17 protein-coding genes are annotated in these 20,036 nt (G+C 42.6%); 6 read left to right on the plus strand and 11 right to left on the minus strand.

Annotated elements, in window-relative coordinates; genetic code table 11:
* Positions 1 to 42 precede the first annotated feature (42 nt).
* The 3 genes from AC3KVK_RS15780 to AC3KVK_RS15790 are packed head-to-tail and all read right to left on the minus strand — an operon-like array spanning position 43 to position 4,485.
* Positions 43 to 2,496, minus strand: a complete 2,454-nt coding sequence (locus AC3KVK_RS15780) for an ABC transporter permease (protein ID WP_490311421.1) — start codon at positions 2,494 to 2,496, stop codon at positions 43 to 45.
* A 1-nt stretch (position 2,497) separates the two neighbouring features.
* Complete coding sequence (locus AC3KVK_RS15785) at positions 2,498 to 3,223, minus strand: ABC transporter ATP-binding protein (RefSeq protein WP_490311420.1); 726 nt, start codon at positions 3,221 to 3,223, stop codon at positions 2,498 to 2,500.
* Complete coding sequence (locus AC3KVK_RS15790; RefSeq protein WP_490311419.1) at positions 3,220 to 4,485, minus strand: HlyD family secretion protein; 1,266 nt, start codon at positions 4,483 to 4,485, stop codon at positions 3,220 to 3,222. The genes AC3KVK_RS15785 and AC3KVK_RS15790 overlap by 4 nt, the downstream gene beginning before the upstream one ends.
* 251 nt (positions 4,486 to 4,736) lie before the next feature.
* Between AC3KVK_RS15790 and dbpA the strand changes: the two genes are divergently transcribed.
* The 5 genes from dbpA to AC3KVK_RS15815 all read left to right on the plus strand — a co-directional run bounded on the left by dbpA (position 4,737) and on the right by AC3KVK_RS15815 (position 12,715).
* On the plus strand, positions 4,737 to 6,122 hold the full coding sequence (gene dbpA, locus AC3KVK_RS15795) for an ATP-dependent RNA helicase DbpA (RefSeq protein ID WP_490311418.1): 1,386 nt from the start codon (positions 4,737 to 4,739) through the stop codon (positions 6,120 to 6,122).
* Between the two features lie 224 nt (positions 6,123 to 6,346).
* Positions 6,347 to 7,858 (plus strand): hypothetical protein, encoded by a 1,512-nt coding sequence (locus AC3KVK_RS15800; protein ID WP_490311417.1) that lies wholly within the window; start codon positions 6,347 to 6,349, stop codon positions 7,856 to 7,858.
* Between the two features lie 72 nt (positions 7,859 to 7,930).
* On the plus strand, positions 7,931 to 8,581 hold the full coding sequence (locus tag AC3KVK_RS15805) for a hypothetical protein (protein WP_490311416.1): 651 nt from the start codon (positions 7,931 to 7,933) through the stop codon (positions 8,579 to 8,581).
* A gap of 125 nt (positions 8,582 to 8,706) precedes the next feature.
* Positions 8,707 to 11,457 (plus strand): CHASE domain-containing protein, encoded by a 2,751-nt coding sequence (locus tag AC3KVK_RS15810; protein WP_490311415.1) that lies wholly within the window; start codon positions 8,707 to 8,709, stop codon positions 11,455 to 11,457.
* A gap of 118 nt (positions 11,458 to 11,575) precedes the next feature.
* Positions 11,576 to 12,715: a GNAT family N-acetyltransferase gene (locus AC3KVK_RS15815; protein ID WP_490311414.1), complete on the plus strand. Its 1,140-nt coding sequence runs from the start codon at positions 11,576 to 11,578 to the stop codon at positions 12,713 to 12,715.
* Between the two features lie 157 nt (positions 12,716 to 12,872).
* On the opposite strand, the gene AC3KVK_RS15820 is transcribed toward AC3KVK_RS15815, so the two are convergent.
* The gene (locus AC3KVK_RS15820; RefSeq protein WP_490311413.1) at positions 12,873 to 13,472 is read right to left on the minus strand and encodes a DUF938 domain-containing protein; all 600 of its coding nucleotides are present in this window, start codon (positions 13,470 to 13,472) and stop codon (positions 12,873 to 12,875) included.
* A gap of 241 nt (positions 13,473 to 13,713) precedes the next feature.
* Here AC3KVK_RS15820 and AC3KVK_RS15825 point away from each other — a divergent pair, with 241 nt between their 5' ends.
* Positions 13,714 to 13,923, plus strand: coding sequence for a hypothetical protein (locus AC3KVK_RS15825; RefSeq protein WP_490311412.1), 210 nt, complete (start codon positions 13,714 to 13,716; stop codon positions 13,921 to 13,923).
* 37 nt (positions 13,924 to 13,960) lie between these two features.
* On the opposite strand, the gene AC3KVK_RS15830 is transcribed toward AC3KVK_RS15825, so the two are convergent.
* Genes AC3KVK_RS15830 through AC3KVK_RS15860 form a run of 7 tightly spaced genes read right to left on the minus strand, consistent with a single transcriptional unit; the run spans position 13,961 to position 19,936 of the window.
* A complete protein-coding gene (locus AC3KVK_RS15830; RefSeq protein ID WP_490311411.1) occupies positions 13,961 to 15,028 on the minus strand; it encodes an alpha-hydroxy acid oxidase in 1,068 nt (355 codons plus the stop codon).
* Positions 15,028 to 16,383 carry a tetratricopeptide repeat protein gene (locus tag AC3KVK_RS15835; RefSeq protein WP_490311410.1) on the minus strand — a complete coding sequence of 452 codons (1,356 nt, stop codon included), beginning with the start codon at positions 16,381 to 16,383 and terminating at the stop codon, positions 15,028 to 15,030. Before AC3KVK_RS15835 ends, AC3KVK_RS15830 begins: the two co-directional genes overlap by 1 nt.
* Positions 16,380 to 17,015: an energy transducer TonB gene (locus AC3KVK_RS15840; protein WP_490311409.1), complete on the minus strand. Its 636-nt coding sequence runs from the start codon at positions 17,013 to 17,015 to the stop codon at positions 16,380 to 16,382. The genes AC3KVK_RS15835 and AC3KVK_RS15840 overlap by 4 nt, the downstream gene beginning before the upstream one ends.
* Position 17,016: 1 nt before the next feature.
* The gene (locus tag AC3KVK_RS15845; protein WP_490311408.1) at positions 17,017 to 17,418 is read right to left on the minus strand and encodes an ExbD/TolR family protein; all 402 of its coding nucleotides are present in this window, start codon (positions 17,416 to 17,418) and stop codon (positions 17,017 to 17,019) included.
* Positions 17,408 to 17,785, minus strand: coding sequence for a MotA/TolQ/ExbB proton channel family protein (locus AC3KVK_RS15850; RefSeq protein ID WP_490311407.1), 378 nt, complete (start codon positions 17,783 to 17,785; stop codon positions 17,408 to 17,410). Before AC3KVK_RS15850 ends, AC3KVK_RS15845 begins: the two co-directional genes overlap by 11 nt.
* A complete protein-coding gene (locus tag AC3KVK_RS15855) occupies positions 17,785 to 19,122 on the minus strand; it encodes a MotA/TolQ/ExbB proton channel family protein (protein WP_490311406.1) in 1,338 nt (445 codons plus the stop codon). Before AC3KVK_RS15855 ends, AC3KVK_RS15850 begins: the two co-directional genes overlap by 1 nt.
* A complete protein-coding gene (locus AC3KVK_RS15860) occupies positions 19,115 to 19,936 on the minus strand; it encodes a DUF3450 family protein (RefSeq protein ID WP_490311405.1) in 822 nt (273 codons plus the stop codon). Before AC3KVK_RS15860 ends, AC3KVK_RS15855 begins: the two co-directional genes overlap by 8 nt.
* Positions 19,937 to 20,036: the final 100 nt, after the last annotated feature.

Here is a 20,036-nt window from a genome sequence, read left to right on the forward strand (position 1 = left end):
GCAATGCGTGTTGTTTGGTGATTTAAGAACGCTAAAATCTGCCTATTCGCTTCGCAGCGAGGCCATAGGTTTAGCCTTAATTAAAATCAGTAGCGGCCTAAAACAGGCTACCAACGCAATAGTTAGCGTGATCACCCAAGCGATAATTTGCATTTGCCATTGCATCAACAACCAATGACTTAGCTGAGCTTGAAAAGCATAATAACCACCAAGCACAACCACAATGGCGACACTAAAGCCAAGCAACACTGGTACAACCGCCTCTTTACTCATCAATTTTATTAAGCGACTTTTTTTAGCTCCGAGCGCCATGCGAATACCAAATTCATAGCGACGTAAACCTAAGTTATAACTCAGCACCCCAAAAATACCGATGGCAGCCAGCAGCAAAGTAAACACCGCCAACGTACCACATAAAGCAACCGTCAAATGACTCATATACAACAAATTATCATACTCTTGTGCTAAGTCTCTAAATTGCCATAACGTCAGATGACTATTAGCCTCTGATAGCAAACTCAACACTTGCTTGCCCGTTAACTGAGCATTGTCATTTGTTTCGATGACAAACATATAACTCCAAGGTTGCGATGGCCACCAAATATGACGCCCAAATGACTCATCATAAAATTTAGGATGGTTAAAATCATCAGTGATCCCAACGATTTCAAACACTTTATCTTCTAATCCTTTGTAATTTTTGCCGATAACTTGGTTATATTCGAGATCAGGATGCAACCACTTTGCCACACTGACCGACACTAACATTTCATTTACTTCGCCCCGAATCGCCTGCTCACTGAAGGTGCGTCCAGCAAGAATACTGCTGCCGACTAAGTCAAAGTAATCAGGCCCAACCCACTGACTGGGAAAAAAAATCGAGCTTTTGCCTTCCATGTCTGTAATGGTGTTGGCGTTTTGCCTGGCTGTCACAGGGCTTTGCCCCAGCGCAACGCGTTTTATCTCCGGGCTATTTTGCAGCACACGTTGATAATGCTTTATATTGTCATAGCGCTCAGCGAGAGTCGCTTGGTTATTCGCTTGAAATAGCTGGGCAAAGTATAAATTTTCTGTCTCACTGCCTAATGGGCGATTAATGGTCTCAGTCGACTTACCCAGCACCATCATTGAAAAACTGACCAATAATGCCGCGACACACATCTGACATGCAATTAACACTTTAACCGTGCGACCAGACACTTGCGACACCCCACCTTTACCACTGTGCTGCATTTGACTATTCAGTGCTTGATAATTCACTAAGCGCGCCGTAATCAAGGCAAAGACATATGCAAGCAATACACACAAACCTATAGCCACCATGACCAAGTTTCCATCCACTGCCAAGCTATTAACTAGAGGTAAGCGTCCTTCTGCGAGGGCTTTGAAAAGTCGGATCCCCCACACAGATACAAACAGTGCGACACCGATGGAGACCACCATTAACATTAACGATTGTAACAATAAGCTCTGGAATAATGTTCGGCGCTTTGCCCCAAGCACCGCTTGTAACGCCAAGGTTTTATTCTGTGCTAACGCTCGCGAGAAAAATAAGGTACTGACGTTTAGAACCGCGATGACCAATAGCCCAACAGCGCCTGCAAGCATCATTAAACTAAGTTGATCATTATTGCCGAGTTCAACTTCGCGATACGGTGTAACAACGGGGTTTACATCCGTAATGCCGCCATTATTAAGCCACTCAGATTTAATGGTATCAATTTGGGCTTTTAAGTCGGTTTTTACTTGCTCGTTAGTGACGCCCGGATTTAATACTGCAATCAGTTTTAGATTTCTAAACGTGTTGGTCCACGGGCTTTGCCAGTCATCATTGTGGAAAAATCGACGGTCAGAACTGGTAGGATACCAAACATCAACAGAGCCTGCTTTTATCATATAGGGTGGACTGAAATTATCCGCTATAACACCTGTAATTATATGCCCATCACCTTCAATTTCACTGGCTGTTTTTAAGGATTTACCAATGACATTAGGGTCACTGTTAAAATGTTCTTTCCAAAACTTCTCTGAAATGACCGCACTATTATCAGCTTCCTCTAAGGTTTCACCCTTTTTAAAGCCATGCCCAAGTAAAAAAGGAGTATGTAAGAGCTCAAAATATTCGCCACCCACATACAGCACATCCTTTTTTGGTTGCCCGTCTAAATTTAAAAAAATATTTTCAGCGGCATTGATTATAAATGCCCGATCAAAACTCTGGTTATTCTTGAGCCAATGCACAATAGATTGATAACTCTGAAACCCTGATGAGCTGTTATCTTGATAAGTCGTTTGTTGCTCCACAACCACCATGCGGGTTTCATCAAACACATCCAGAGGCTTTAAAAAATAGCTGTTTACTAAACTCAGCACGACAAATAAACACGCCAAAGTCAGTGACAAAGTTGCAATAACCGCTGCAACAAACCCCGGCGCACTTTTTAACATCGCCCATGCAAGGCGGCATTGGCTTTTCAGTTTGACTAAATGGATCATATTACACCGCCTCAGCGACTGGGCGAGTGTTACGAGCCGTAGTGTGGCCGATAATTTCGCCATCTAATAACTTCAGTTGCGTGGTCGCACGTCCTGCATAACGTAAATCATGGGTCACCATACAAATCGTGGTGCCTTTTTGATTCAGCGCGTCGAGCAAATCCATCACTGCATCACCATTTTTTGAATCCAAATTACCGGTTGGTTCATCCACTAATAAAATGCTTGGGCTACCAGCAAGTGCCCGTGCAATGGCGATACGTTGCTGCTGTCCACCCGATAGTTGGTTGGGTTTATGTTGTGCTCGGTGACTCATTTCGACATCGCTTAATGCTTTAATGACCGCTTGTTCAATCTCTGCAGCGCTCATCGCTGGTTCACGATAAGTGAGTGGCAAAGCGACATTGTCGAACACACTCAATTCATCAATCAAATTAAACGACTGAAAAATAAAGCCGATGTGCAAATTTCTTAATTCTGCTTGCTTGTCCATATCCAAGTTAGCTGTATCAATACCTTTAATCAGATATTGCCCAGCACTTGGGCTATCAAGCAGACCAAGCAACGACAACAATGTCGATTTTCCACATCCTGAAGGGCCACTGATACAGAGGTAATCCCCTTGATTAACTTCAAGATCAATGTGCTTCAATGCATAGGTTTCAACATTTTGACTGCGGTAAACCTTGGCGATTTTTTTTAATGAAATAAGTGTCTGGGTATTCATAAACTGTCCTGTTCAATTTTTATTGTTGCCAAATGCTGCCATTTCGATAAATCAGAAATGATCAGTTGCTCACCCACCGCTGCCCCCTGAAGAAGCTGAATTTTATTGTCGCTTAGTGTACCAAATTCAATCATTTCAGGCTGAGCCAAATGGGAGTGAGGGTTAAGTTTAAAAAGGGTATTTTTAGAGTGTGCCTTGATGCCATGCGGCACATTGATGATCAGCGCTCGAGGGAGCACTTCACTAATCACATAGCCTTCAATGCTTAAATCAGGCCGAGCATTGGCTGGCAGATCCCCGTGTAAATTAAGTTCAATCAACACCCGTCCGTCGGTCACAACGGGGTCAATACGACTGACAGAGGCATCAACCTCTCGACTAAACGTGTTAACTTTAGCGGCCATATTGAGGCTAATTTTTTCGGCATCTGCCTGCTGAATGAGCAGCTCTGCTTTTAACGCAGAATCTGAGCCCACCACAGCTAAACGGGTACCGGGGGATAAGTTTTGACCGATTTCAACATTGAGCTCTTGCAGCATGCCATCGATCCCCGCTTTAACATGTAACTGGTCAACGGCCTGCTGCTGCATGGCATAATTGAGTTCAAACTGCCTTAATAACTCTTGCTGCACTTTAATGCGTTCGCGATGCATTTCTTGTAATTGCAGTGAGCGTTGCTGTTCAATTGCAACCCGTTGATTAAGTTGCTTAACATGTAAAAGGCTACGCTTGTAATCTAAACTGGAGACTATTCCTTGTTCGATTAACTTGCTTTCGGCCTCAGTTCTTAGCTGCGCATTTTCTAACTCACTTTGCAATAAAGTTAAGGTCGACTCTCGCTCTAATAGTTGACTTTTTTGGTTAATAACTTGCTCGTTATACACAGCTTTTTGCCGAGCAAGCTCCAGCCGCGCGACCGACAAGCGCTGCATTTGTTCGGGGTTTGCCAAACTCACAATCACAGTATCTTTAGTCACCCGAGTGCCCGGATACACATGAATAGCTTCGACGGTGGCCATATGTGAATTGGTTAAATAACGTTGCTGTTTAGCTTTTAAGCGACCAAACCCGCGAATTTTCACGGCAAAGTCAATCTGCTGAACCTGTGCTATTTGGACTGAGGACGCCAATAATCTCACTGGGCTTAGCCACTGTTTCAATCCATATGCAAAGAGCGCTAAACACACAATCACCATCGCCGCGATCATTTTATGCCGTTGACCTGGGGTACGTTGGCTGTTGAGCGTTAAATCAATATCCATAAAAAACACTGCTATAACTGTAAAAGTAATAACACTAGGCGAACTTCGTGCCAAACATTAAGTTATTGATAAGTAATTAATTGTTATTTTAACACTGACAAATCATTCCCTCTAAAGGGAAAATAAAATCAAAAATGGGAAGAAACTTAGACTGATTATGTTTGCTTAAATTTACTACGTAGTAAACGCAATAACTCTGATATAATAAGGGTTAAATTTTTCCCCATGCTTATCAATACAGGATAACCGCCTTGAGCCAATTAGCATTTTCATCACTCAAGTTACAACCTGCGTTACTTGAGAATTTATCGTCACTTGAATACACCTCAATGACGCCAATCCAAGCGCAAAGCCTACCGCATATTCTTGAAGGTAAAGATGTTATCGCCCAAGCCAAAACAGGCTCAGGCAAAACCGCAACATTTGCGTTAGGTTTACTCGAAAACCTCGATGTGCGTAATTATCGTATTCAAGCGCTCGTATTGTGCCCGACTCGTGAACTTGCTGACCAAGTAGCACAAGAAATTCGTAAACTCGCGCGCGGTATTCCAAATGTCAAAGTATTAACTTTATGTGGCGGGATGCCGATGGGGCCACAAATCGGATCATTAGAGCATGGTGCGCACATTATTGTAGGCACACCCGGGCGCATTGAAGATCACCTCAGCCGCCGCACTCTAAACCTACATAATGTCAATACTCTCGTGCTCGATGAAGCCGACCGGATGCTCGATATGGGTTTTGCTTCAGCACTTGATGCCGTTATCGATCAAACGCCTCATGATCGCCAAACGCTATTTTTCAGCGCGACATTCCCTGAAAAAATTCAGTCGATTGCCAATCGCACTATGCGTAGCCCGATTAAAGTAACGGTGGAAACAAGCCATAACAATGTCAATATTCGTCAATACTTTTATAAGCTAGAGCAAAACAAACAGCGTATGACCGCGTTACGCTTATTGTTGCTCAAGCATCGTCCTGAAAGCTGCGTGGTATTTTGTAATACCAAAGTAGAAACGCAAGCTGTTGCTGATGAGCTGTCTGTGTGTGGTTTTAGTGTTTTAGCCCTCCACGGTGACTTAGAACAACGAGAGCGCGACCAAACATTGGTTCGTTTTGCGAACAAAAGCATATCGATCTTGGTCGCTACTGATGTAGCAGCTCGCGGACTCGATATTAATGAGCTTGATATGGTGATTAACTACCATATCACTCAAGACCCTGAAGTGCATGTCCATCGAATTGGTCGGACAGGCCGCGCAGGCAGTAAAGGCACCGCTCATTCATTGTTTACTGACAACGAAAGTTACCGTGTTGCCGCCGTGTCAGAATACTTCGATAAACAGTTTGATATCACAGCTTTGCCTCCATTCAGTCTACTGGATAAAATTGCAGAAAAACCCCCAATGATTACCCTACAAATCGATGGCGGTAAAAAGCAAAAAGTCCGTCCGGGAGATATTTTAGGGGCGTTAACATCAAAAGACGGTATTTCAGGCAAACAAGTCGGAAAAATCAACGTACTGGATAATTTTGCTTATGTCGCTGTCGCGCGTGATGCTGCTAAACCAGCTTTACGTAAGCTTGGTGAAGATAAAATCAAAGGCAGACTATTTCGCGTGCGTCGCATAAGTTAATGCACACTTATGATGCAGCTAATCTCTGGCTGCATCACTCTTTTAGCTTCTTCTTCAATCAGTTGAATTAACAATAAACCTAACTAAACTCAAAAAGCAGCCGATACCTTAACCAGACAAAATTTGCTGATAACTCTGATTTCCCTTATTCTTGATAATTATTGGTTTGCATTAATTGCTTAATCAGCAGCATCACCTCCAACAGAGGCATTACAACCTGCGGTATGAATAAAAACAAAAAAACGTATCAAACAGCTCGCTTATCCGCTATTCCTAATATGGCCAGTGCGGTGTCGAAAAAAATTAGCTTATTTCAACAGCAACACCGCAAAGTGGTTGAAGACGCAACGCTCTTTTTTAGCACTTACCCCGATGAAATTAATCAATTAAAAAAACTAAAAAAGAAGCTTAATGCTTATGAGCAACAAATCGATATTATTGTTAAATATAAAAAAGAGCACGGTCACTTACCGACCATTGCTGGGCAAAAATCATCCGAAAAATACTTAGATCAACTGTATCGCTACGAGCAACACGATAAAAAACAATTTCAAACGCTGCGTCAACAGATGATTACCATGCAAACAAAGCGTTATGAAAATATCGATCACCTTACAGACAACATGCTCGACTTACTCAATAACCAGCGAATTTTCAGCCAGTTTTTAGGCACGATCGTACTGTCCACGCCCTTGCCTGATGAAAAAATACGCTGCGTGCGCAATGAGAAATTCAAACCGATCTATATTGCAGGTTTAATGGTGGCGCTATTTGAAGAAATCCGCATCACTCATGGCTTTAAAAACAATTACTTAAAACTTGCCATGGATGACATGTTTACCGATCCCAAAGCCAGCTTTATGGATATCGAACAAAACAACTTGTCTAACGAAGAAATGGCCGCCTACCGTGAAGAAGTGCTTAAACCTATCGCAAAAGCGGCACTCCTCCTTTCAATTGGCAGTTACTCACCTGAGGTTGAAGAGATTTTTGCCGGCGATCGCTATCGCTTATTAAGCCCAAGTGAGCGGAGCTTATTAGTCAGTACCATTAAAGAAAAATCGATGATGTATTTAAAATCTGGTATTGGTATTCCGCCTAAACGTTTTAATACACATCAAGAAAAAATCGAATATACCGACTACGAAAAAGCCAAACTCGACTTTATGCTGTCTTTTTTCAATGAAGAAGATCGCGATAACGCCGAGCTGCAGCGTTTAATGAAAATTCCTGTGGTGTATTCATCGTTTATGGTCTCAACAAAACCTGATTTTGACTATCGCCGCATTTACGATGCCTACGATACCATCAAAAAGAGCGCTGTGGACGGTGAATTAGACAGCCAATACAGTAAGCTATTTTTAGCCATGGTCGGACGGTTTCCTTTAGGCAGTGGGATCTACTTTTTAAACCCCGAAACAGAATCAATAGAACAAGCGATTGTTTCTTCCTTGTACCCAGACAATCCACACAGCCCCATCTGTAAACAAATCACCCGACGCCAGTTAAAATCGATGATGCAACAAGAAATTATTATCCCACCAGCTAATAATATATTTTTTGAAACAGCCCGACAAAACTCAGGTTACGATGATGAATACTTTCAATTAAAATACAAAGGGACCTTTGTGTGGAATGCCAATGAAGTCTGGGAAATACAAATCCCTGCCCTCGATTTTTGGAAAAAAGATGGCACCCGAAAAGTATGTACTCCCCCACCGCCTATCGAAGAGTAATCAGACCACACCTTCAAAATAACGGTACGTTAATTGCTTTATTTTGCATATATTTAGCCAAATAAAGCAATTATGAACTTAATAAACCCTTACCAGCCTAGCGCATCCGACCCTAACTCTGCTCTGCTCGGGCAAACCAAACAACCGGATCAAACACGTGCGACAAAAAGCACTCCACAATCAGATCCTCACAACTCAGCCACCAACAATCAGCACATTCATTTATCTGAGCGTGGCAAAAAACTACAGTCAATCAATGCACAGTTTTTTCATAACAACAAAATATCGTTTGACCAGTTGCCAAGCTACATCAATGAGCTACATAAAAATGGGTTGATTAATGCGGATCAATATCAGCACTTAAATGCTCACAATCCATCTACCGAACAACCAGCGAGTAACACCTCCCTGAGTGGCTTTGTCACCGAGCTTCATTCTGAACTACAAAAAGAAAACCCTAAACATCCATTGCTAGCGCCGCTGCAAACCACGGCCAATTTGTTTGAGCAACTCGAACAAGGCAAAACGATTCAAAGTGAAGAGGTGAAACACGCACAACATGGTTTCAGTCAGTTTTTTGCCTCTGATGAGTTCAAATCCCTCTCGTCTTCAGCGCAACAAGGGCTACTGAAAATAAATGAGACATTAAGCCTCATAGGGGCAACAGGCCCCTCTGCCAATGATAAAACCAGCGTTTATAAAGATATTGCCAACTTAAGTTAAACGTCGCTGAATTTATTTAAAGGCCCTCTGCTTACATAGTCTATACTGCTCTAAATAGGGTTTATATTTATAAACTTACCAAAGCATGTGCCCCACTAAATGGCGTACACGACATGGAGCGAGCCTTGCCAAAAATAAAGCTATCCCTTCATCAGCACACCTTGCTCTATACTTGTTTAATGCTCGGTTATTTTTACGCGGGCTCTGTCTTTTCTGGGCTTTCAACACAATCTCAAGTTGTTCTGATTTGGCTACCTGCTGGGGTTGCACTTTTTGGGGTGTTCTTGTGGAGCTGGCGGTTTTTACCGGCCATTTTTTTAGCCTCGGCAACATTCAACTTTACAGCTCATGAACACCTTCAATTGTCTTTGTTATTGACTCCATTAGGTGCAGAGATTGGCCTTATTGCACTGGGTTCATCGTTACAAGCCGCAGTTGGGGGGGCACTCTTACGCAAGTACATTGGTGACCCTTTGGTCAGTACCTCAAGCTTAAAAATTCTAGTCTTTATTTTTATCATTGGCATCGGGGTTAATCTCATTTCGGCCAATATTGGGGTGTATGCGCTCAGCACCTTTAACCCTAATTATAGTCAAGAGCATCATTGGCTAAACGTGCTAAATTGGTGGTTAGGGGATTCACTAGGCGTTTTGCTCGCCACTCCCTTTTTGTTCGCTTTATATCATTTATGGTTTCGACCTAAAGGTAATAAAAAAGGGCATTGGCTCATTGTTGCAACCGTGAGCATTGCACTGATTTCAGTGACTTTTACTACTGTTATTTTTCAAAAAAACAGTGAACTCAATTCACTGAAATTAAGCCAGCGTGAAACCAAAGTGATTGAAAACAGTTTATATCGGCAGCTCAACAATAGCCTTGTTCACATTCATAGTCTTGCCAGTTTCATTCAATATAGTCCTCAATTAACTTCCGAGATATTTGATAATTATGTGACCCAACTCATCGCTGATGACCCCAGTATCAAAGCGATGTCTTGGAATTCAATTAACAGCAAAGACGCCTTACCAAACCTCCAAGCACGCATGTTTGAGCACTATCAACGCCCTATTTCAATCCAAGGAGACCCCTTGGCCGACAACGACCCCTATATTGTGGTCGAATTAATTAGCCCGCTATCAGGCAATGAAAAAGCACTTGGCTTTAATGTTAACTCCAACCCGAAACGTAAGCATGTGTTATCTCAAGCTGAAAAAAAGGGAGTCCCTCAAGCTACCGCGATTATTCAACTGGTGCAATCTGATTCCCCCGAAGCCGGATTCTTATTATTTGCTCCAGTCTATCAATTAACTAGCAGTGCCAATAATACAGCAAATAAAAAACAATTAATTGGTTATGCTACTGGGGTGTTTTTAGTAAAAACATTAATTAATAACGCCCTTAGTCCTTATCAAGAACAAATGTTTCATCTCGAGCTCTATGAGCCAGGTAAAAATCGCACTTTTTATGACAATTTTGAAGATTCAGCTCATTCCGATGTGCAACGCTTGCAGTTACTCGGCAAAGAAAATGCTACCTCTCTTACTTTTAATTTCTCAGGACAAACTTGGTTAATGAATCTTCTGCCTAAAGACGATTACTTAGCGCACGGTCCAAACTATTTTTCTGTTTTATTAATTTGCTTTCAAGTGGCGATTGTTGCTTTTATCGTATTGCTGATTTTATTAATGAATAATCGACAAACTATTCTCAACCATCTTGTATCGGTGCGCACTAAAGATTTAATGCACCAAAAACAACTTTCCGAGCAAGCGAGTAAAGCGAAAAGCCGTTTTTTAGCGAATATGAGTCACGAAATTCGCACTCCACTCAATGCGGTCATCGGCTTTTCTCAATTAGCAAAAAAAACCAATGATACCGACACCATCGCGGACTATATTGACAAAATAGCCCTTTCATCGAGTTCATTGCTAAATATCGTGAACGATATTTTAGATATTTCAAAAATAGAGTCTGAAAAATTACAACTCGAAAACATCCCCTTCGATATGCTTGCAACACTCCAACGAATCGACGTCCTTTTCTCTCCTCTTGCGCAAAACAAAGGATTACAGTGGCAACTGAACAACTCACTCCCTCAGCCTCTTTGGTACTTAGGCGATCCGGTTCGAATTGAGCAAATTCTAATAAACTTATGCAGTAATGCGATTAAGTTTACTCACTCAGGAAGTGTGATGTTAACAGCGAAATTGCTTTCTCAAAGCAGTTCACAGCACACGCTTATCCTATCCGTGAAGGATACTGGAGTAGGTATTAAACCTGAAATTGCTGCGACACTTTTTAATGCCTTTATCCAAGCCGATGATTCAACATCCCGTCGTTTTGGTGGCACAGGCTTAGGTTTAGCCATTTCAAAAGAACTGGGCCTATTGATGGGAGGAGATGTCACCTTAATCAGCACTGAGGGGCAAGGCAGTACATTCAGCTTCTCTGTTACTTTAACTCCTACAGAACCTCAAATGATTCAGCAAGATGAGCCAGATATCGACTTATCGAATATGCGTATTTTAGTTGCAGAAGATAACCCTGTTAATCAAATTGTCATTCAAGAAATGTTGCGAACATTAAACATCGAAGCCGTTTTGGTAAATAATGGCCAAGAAGCTATCGATACCTTGCAGCAGCATAACTTTGATTTAATCTTGATGGATTGCCAAATGCCGGTACTTGATGGCTATGATGCAACTAAACTCATCCGCGCACTCCCAGAGTTTCAATATATTCCGATCATTGCTTTAACCGCAGATGTGATGCCAGAAGATAAAGCCCGCGCGCTTGATGTCGGGTTTAACTTCCACCTTGCTAAACCGCTTGATATAAAAAAATTGAAACGCTGCTTAAGTCAATTTAAAGTTTAATTCCTACATATACTTTGCTTAAGCAATCTTGCTAGCATTGGGATATTTAATTGCTTGTGACTGAACTTTAAGTGTTTATTATTCACACTTAATACAACAAATAGATGATAGTTTTAACATGCTCCACCACCAATTTATTGATGACCTAGCCAACATTGACCCGACTCTGTGGGATACCTTGTTTAACTCTGACCCTCTAGTCAGTCATGCTTTTTTATTGGCTTGTCAGCAAAGTGGCGCTGCCAATGAACTATCTGGCTGGCTTGCACAACATTTGGTGATTTATCAGGATAATGTAATTGTTGCTATCTTACCGGGTTACCTGAAAACTCACTCATATGGCGAATATGTGTTTGACTGGTCATGGGCTGAAGCCTACCAACAACATGGCTTAACTTATTACCCCAAATGGGTGTGTGGAGTGCCATTTAGCCCAGTGACAGGTACTCGTATAGGCTGCCAGCAGCTTGATGAGTCTTTAATCCAATATATTAGCAACACACTGCACCATCAGTGTGAACAACACGCCTGGTCAGGCTGGCACATTAACTTTTTACCTCAAGATCAAAGTACTCAGCTCAGCCATTACATGACAATGCAACGAATTGGCGTGCAATTTCAATGGTTCAACCAAGGTTATACCGACTTTGATCACTTTCTAGATCGCTTTACTGCTCGGCGACGCAAAACGCTCAAAAAGGAACGGCAAAAAGCCCTGGCTGACAACATTTCGGTGTCATGGCTTGAAGGTGACGACATTACGACCGAGGTAATGGATCAATTCACTGTTTTTTACCAGCAGACATATTTAAAACGTTCTGGTCACTTAGGTTATTTTAATCAGGTTTTTTTTCGGCAACTACAGCTAACACTACGTGATAAATTAGTCATTATGGTCGCGAAGAAAGAACAAGAGATTATCGCTGCAACCTTAAGCTTTAAAAGTCACGACACCTTGTTTGGCCGCTATTGGGGAGCAAAGGAGCACTACGATTTTCTTCATTTTGAGCTGTGTTATTACCAAGGGATCGAGTATTGCATTAAGCATGGGTTAGCCTGTTTTCATGCTGGAGCACAAGGCGAACATAAAATCATGCGCGGCTTTGCAGCAGTATTAACCTACTCCAATCATGCCATTGTCCATCCTGAATTTAAAACGGCGATTAGTCACTTTATTGATCGCGAAACCACTCATTTACACCACTACCAGCAGCAATGCCTAACTTTACTGCCGTTTAAAAAAGATGCACCTATTTAATTTATACTGCTAATGTACATATCTCTAATATCATGGAACGACAAGCGCGAATAGTGTTAATGTGTGGCCCCTTCATTCATTTATTTTTATTAATGCAGTTTGGATTAATAGCCCGTGATTTATACGACAGATTTCGACAACAAACCCGGAAAACCAGTTAAGCGCGCGTTTTCTCAAACACCAATAACTGGTTATTTGCTGGCATGGCCGTATCACTAATAAAAACTAAGCCCGCTTGTTCTGCTAAAGCAATGATGGCCTCGATATCACGTACTCCCCTTGCAGGATTATGTGATTTGAGCCACACATCAAACTCGGCGTTGCTGTCACTGGTAAATTGTCCTTGGTACTTAAAGGGACCATAAATAACCAAGCGCCCACCGCGCTGTAAATTCTCACCCACTCCTGCAAAAAATTGCTCCACAAGTGACCAAGCCATAATATGCAGCGTATTAGCACTAAAAATACCGTCAATATCAGTTACAGGCCAATCATGTGCCACATCTAACTCAACTGGTGTTAATAAGTTTGGACTTGGATGTTGTGCTATCCATGTATTAATTGCGTCATGATTAATCGCTAAGTCGCTGGTTTGCCATTTTAAGTGAGGTAAGTTTTGGGCAAAAAAGACCGCATGCTGCCCAGTGCCTGAACCAACTTCCAATACATGACGAGTATTATCCAGAACTTGAATTAATATAGATAAAATTGCACGTTTGTTATTTTCACACGCTTGAGAAAACGGAGAGAGAGACATGACAGCTTTCTTATAAAAATAACAACGAGGTTAACATAAAAAAATCAGTTCCTTGGCAACATATTTGACTGTTGGTGCACCAAAATAAATGCTGATTGCACTAAAAAATTGCATTTTTACTCGCATATTCCACTTCAAAAAAAGCATCATGATGTAAATCAGTTGGTTAGACAGTGGCACAGGATCTGCTACTGTTTAAAGGTGAATGACTTAAAAATGTCAATAACTGAGGAGCGTCATTATGGTACACATTTCACTTTGCCAAAAATTAGAAAGCTTTTACCCATTAGTCGATCAAAACTTATTTGAAACGAGCAGCGAATACCGCACCGAAGTGCTCAACCTTTTTGCCGCACAAGAGCAACAGCTTGAAGCGTTAAAAGCAGCTTATAGCGGCCAAACTTCTACTCCAGAGACTAAAGAGCCCGTTTGTGTTTTAGGATACAACTAATTGAGCCGTCAAATCTGAGCCAAACGCGCAATTTGGCTCAGTGATTTTGTAAAATATCACGATTAACTTGCTCAACATTTTCACAGCCACATAGCGCCATCGTCATTAATATTTCATCTTTCAAAATACGCAACATATGCGCTACACCGAGCGGGCCCGCAGTGGCAAGTGCATACATCAAAGGCCGCCCAATCATCACAGCATCGGCACCTAATGCTAACGCTTTTACCACGTCGGATCCTCGGCGGACCCCACTATCGAGTAACACCGTCATCTGCTGACCCACCGCTTCGCGAATCGCAAACAGAGTATTAATACTTGCAACACCGGTGTCTAAAACTCGCCCGCCATGGTTAGATACGACTATCCCTGCCACGTTAAGCTGTTTAGCCAAACATGCGTCTTCAACGCACGTAATACCTTTGAGAATAATCGGCAACTGAGTGACTGCTTGTATCTCTTTAATCGTTTGCCACGTCGGCGCTGCCGCTAAACATTGCTCAAAGCCACTTGGCTGACTCATGCCTTTGATATTGCTCGCCTCTATACCTTCAGGCAGACAAAATCCAATCCGCTGTTCACGATTTCTTAAACCATTAATAGGGGCGTCCACAGTAATCACCAACGCAGAATAACCCGCCTCTTCGGCTTGCTGAATAAGACTCAGAGTGTGCGACCAATACGGCTGTATATACAACTGAAACCAAGCGGCGTTTTTGCCTTTGTATTGAATAACCTCCGCCAACGGTGTGCTTGCCAGTGTGCTTAAAACATATCCTATGTCTTGCGCTGCTGCAGCTTGCATCACCCCAATCTCACCACTTGGATGAGCCAACTTTTGGTAAGCGACCGGGGCAAGCAATAAAGGGAACGCATGTGCCTCGCCAAATAAGCGTGTACGCGCATCAACCTGTGTTATGCCATTCAGCACCCGCTGTTTTAAATTAAACTGACTAAAAGCCTGTTGATTGCGCAGTGCCGTCACCTCATCGCCACTGCCACCATCAATATAGTGCCACGCATTAGCAGGTAAAATTTGCTCCGCATAACGACGGTAATCACTCAGCGAGGCAATGTCTTGAGGCAACGTTTGAAATGGTTTCATTAACTAGCCTGATTTTGTAGCCGCTGTAAGATCGCTATATTTTGCTTCAAATCGAGTCGATTGGGGTTATGTGCTAATACTTTATTAAGCAAAACAATCGCGCTACCATAATCTTGCTGGTTTATTTCTAATTGTGCATGACCCAGCAATGCGCGTTCTTTGACCTGATTGATCACTGCTGCGCGAATGAAGTATAACTCGGCACGACTATAAGCATTTTGCAAAGCAAAGTGCTTAGCCATGGCCAATAATACTTCACCGTTATTACCATCTAACAACAAAGATTTTTCGTACCATTTCAACGCTTGTTTGACTGCTTTTTTCTCAAAGGCTAGCTGCCCTTTAAAAGCATAATACCGGCTCTGATCAAATACGGTCAACGAGGCCACATCGCCAATAGAAGTCAGCAGTTGCTCAGCCTGTTCATAGTGATGATGCTGTAATAACCAAGCAAACGTCGTGTGTAATTGACTAAACTGTAGCGCATCTTGACCTAACACTTCTTTTAATAATGTGCTGGCACGGGCCACTGAGCCATACTGAATGTGAAGTTGAGCCGTCAATAAACGGTTGTTTAGTTCATTGTCACCTAAACGAATCGCCATTTCGAAGCTTGATAATGCATGTTCAAACTGCTGCAAATTTAAAGCTATTTGCCCACGCCTGAGCCATAAATTAGCATTGTTTTCATCCTTAGCAATTAAGTCCATGACTAATGCGTGTGCCGATGCATATTGCTGAGACTGAATGAGTGACGCCATCAGCCCTTGTTGCCATTGCGAGTTGTTTGGTTCCAATAATAATGCTCGCTGATAACCACTAATTGCCGCCCAAGGCTGATGATTTTGGATATTAATATAAGCAAGCTGACCAAATAACTGAGCATCATGATGACCCAGTGCAATCGCTTGACTAATGTGCTGCTGCGCTTTGTCATACTGTTTTTGTTGCAAGTAAATAACCGCTAAACTCCGATGCGAACGGCTTAAACCAGGATCTTGCTCCAGTGCTTTTAATAACGCTTGTTCTGCCAATTCATAACGCTCAAGCGCCAAATACACTTGCCCTGAAACTTGCCATAATGCAGAACTTTTATTGAGGTTCTGATCACTTTGTAGCACCTTTAATGCGCCTTGATAATCAGCGTTAGTCAGTAGCGGTTTGAGCTGCTCAGCAAGATATTGTTCTTGTGGCGCTAAACGAGCCTCGTGATTAGGAATGACCACGGTATCGGCTTTAAACACCCATGTAGGGGGTGCTAACGTTACGGTAACCCGCTCTCCTTGCGCGATGACAACACTCGATACTACACACGCAAGTGCGCTCAATAATCGTTTTATAATATTCAATTTCATGATTTTTTAAATTCCACTGGCCAGATAAAACGCGCTTTTACCGCTTCACCATTTTTTTTCGGGGCACTAAAACGTGATGATTTGATAATACCTTCAATCGCACTGTTTAATTCAGGGTGTGGGTTATGTGCAATCGAAATTAAGCTGATCTGGCCTTGTTCATCAATAAACACATCCAATTTAACCACAGCTTGATACACCCCTTTTCTCACCAAGCTATTGGGAAATAACGCTTTGATCGGTGTCAATAATTGTGGCAATCCATCTAGGTCATCTAAGCCAAATGCTTGCCAATCAATATCAAGTTGGCTATGCCAATCTGATTCTGTGTGCAACTCAGGAGTGGGCACATGTGCATCCATTTTCAGTTTTGGGGGAGTGACCAAGCTAATTTCCACCGCCGGTCCTTGCCCTTCAATGGCCAATGTCAAAGCTTGTGGCGGCGTTTGTTGGGACGTTGTTGGTGGTGGAGGCGGGGGGGGTGTTAATGCCACCATTTTAACCTCTCTCACCATAACGGTACGCTCTGCCTGTCCACTAAACCATTGATTAATAAATAACAGCGAAACTGCCGAGCTGACACATAATAAGGCCAGTAATACGGCATAAAGATGATGGCGCTTAAGTTTCATATTAAGGGATCGTCGCAATACTTACACTGGCTGCACCAGCCAATTTACTTTCATCCAACACTTGCACTAACAACTCGGTGGGTACCAATTTATCAGCTTGAATGACCACAGGTTGGGTACGATTTTTCAATAATTGTGCCACGGTATTTCTAACGCCTGCGACACCAATATTACTGCCATCGTAAATGACTTCACCATTGTTAGTGATGGCCAACATAATAATATTGCGCTCTAGCTTTGCCGTCGAAATAGCTTGTGGCTTGTCGACCTCAACACCCGTTTCTTTGACAAATACGGTCGTCACAATAAAGAAAATCAATAGAATAAACACCACATCCAGCAACGGTGACAAGTCAATATTCTGCTGCTGTTGCTCTAAACGATTTTTTAAATTAGCGCGCATTAGCTAAGCTCGCCTTTTGCACTAAATTATTAAAATAAGTCAGCATTAACCAAGCTGGCACCGCCAAAACTAACCCTAATTGCGTTGTCCATAACGCATTGGCAATACCTTGGCTAAGCACACTACTGGCCGAAAAACTGTCTCCCAGCGACATCGCATAAAAAGACTGCAATAACCCCATAATAGTGCCAAGCAAACCAAGCAGAGGTAACGCATTAATCAAACACCCCACTGTTTGTGACCACTGCTGCTTCTGTGCCGTAGTCAAGCCGCTTGGCCTAATTACCATCAATAAACACAACTTGTAATACACAAATAAAGCCAGTGCTAACATGGCCCAGACCACGATATTATCGAACGATTGCATTATGCTGCTTCCTGTAATGTTTGATGAGCCGATGAACCGAGTTGGCTTAAGTTCACAGCGCAACTTTCCAAATCACCGTAATACGTTTTTGCACGACGAGATAATAATGCGTGGCACAACAGCGCAGGGATCGCGACGACCAAGCCAAGTTCTGTGGTGACGAGCGCTTCGGAGATCCCACCAGAGACAGCAGCAGGATCGCCGGCCCCAAATAAGGTCATCAGCTTAAAGGTTTCGATCATGCCACTCACTGTGCCCAATAAACCCAATAAAGGCGCGACAGCTGCTGTAATGGCAATCGCCCCGAGCCAGTAGTCTAAGCGATGTTTATGATGCAATAGCGCAGCAAATAGTTGATCATCCCGACTGGGACCTATTGGCGTTTTACTTGTTATATCAAGCAATTGCCCTTGCATCGTTTCTCTTAACTGATGTTGCAGCTGCCCAAGTTCATCACTCACTTGTTGGGGATCGGGCAATGCAAAAATATGCTGTAAACGCGTGCTCAAGGCTGGCTGAACTGCAGGTAAACGCCAAAGCTGGATGCTTTTAGCAAAAGAAATGAACAAAGCAAATGCACCAAATATCAAAATCGGTAACACCCATACGCCGCCTTTTTCAATATGATCTAAGATAGATTCTTCGGCTATTTTGATGGTCAGCGCACGATCTAAAGTCGGGTCAAACAAAACGCTGCCTGCCTCCCCTTGCTGTAAGCGCTTTAGCTGCTCACTATTGGCACCATCAAACTCAAATACCACTTGCGCGATATTATTTTTCATCTGATACAGGCCGCCAATCTCTGTTTTTGGATCTATATACCAATGAACAGGCCCTAAAGATAAGCTTTGTACTTGCGTTAACTGGCCATCATTTTTTGCGAGTTCCAGCGCTTGGAAAGTCGGGCTGCTACGTAAGACTAATTGATCAAAGTGGGCACCGACCGCTGACAACGTGCGAGTTAGATCAGCCTCAGCAGTGAGACTATTTATTTTTACTTGCTGCGCAAAACGCTGTAGTTGATTATTTTGGTAACTATCTTGTTGGCGCCAGTCTTTCAAACGGGTTTGTAACTGCTCAAAGCTTAAGGTTTGCTCATCAGCGGCACGGCGTGCAACAGCCGTTTGCTGCTGTAGAGCCAACACTTTAGTTTCTAACCGTTGTATTTGCTCTCCATACTGACTACTTTTAGCAAAGATCGCCTGTTCAGTTTTATCTAAACTACGTTGAGCTTGTTTAATATCATTGAGCAGATCTTGCTGAGCAAAGGCCGCTTTCCCCCCCCAACTACAGAGGAAAAATGGGCAAGCCAACAGTAAAATCCAGCGCTTATTCATGACCACTCTCCAACTGTAATAAATGATCTTTTGGGTTTAGCGAGACTGGTAAGCGAATAAAGTCGGCTTCTTTACGCTGCTCAATCATGGCAATCGCATCACGAATATCGTCAGCTTGTAAGGCGGAATTTGAACGCCACTGCCAACCATGATCTGTGGCGAGGCCTTCAAACACTTGTTGTCCATCTAGACTGATATACCAGCCACGAGAAATCCCTAGATACAGTTGCTTCACCAATCGATGCTCTTGTTCGCCAACCTGAATTTTTGATTCAAAGGAAGCAACTCGCTGGTCAAAATCATTCAATTTCGTAAATAAACTCAATAGCAACGTCAGCTTGTCACTATTACTGGCTTGCTCTAAAGACACTGCATCAATTGCTGTTTGCCATTGCAGTGCCAGTGGGGGTGGCAATCGATAAATAATATTGTGCACTTTGCTTAATTGCTGGCTCAACCAGCCACTCATTATTTGTTGATTGGCCTCCATGTTAGTTTGCAAGGCAAGCAGTTGTTCGCGCTGCTGCTCAACCTCGCTACCTTTTTGTTGGTTGTCCGCCACCAAAGTGCTTAGCTGTTTGATTTCTTGCTCGAGTAAACCAACCCGCTGCTTTAACATTGGCTCTTGCTGGCGCCATTCACTCTGTAGACGACTTTGCTGTTGTGAAAGCCCGAGCCACTGTTGAATCAATTGATCAGCTTGATTAACTACGCCTCCATTCTGTTGCGCATCGGTTGAAGTGCTATAAAAACTCAGCATCATTGCTGTTAAACACACGACACCAACAAACCTAAACTGCTGTATTAACACCATTTTACTGTAATTCCTGCCTAATAATTTTCGTTAAAGTAAAATTTAAATTATTTTTATTTTAGATAATTGCAAATGATAACGATTAACATTAAGATGCGCA

The organism is Pseudoalteromonas sp. J2K-J979, assembly GCF_058169715.2.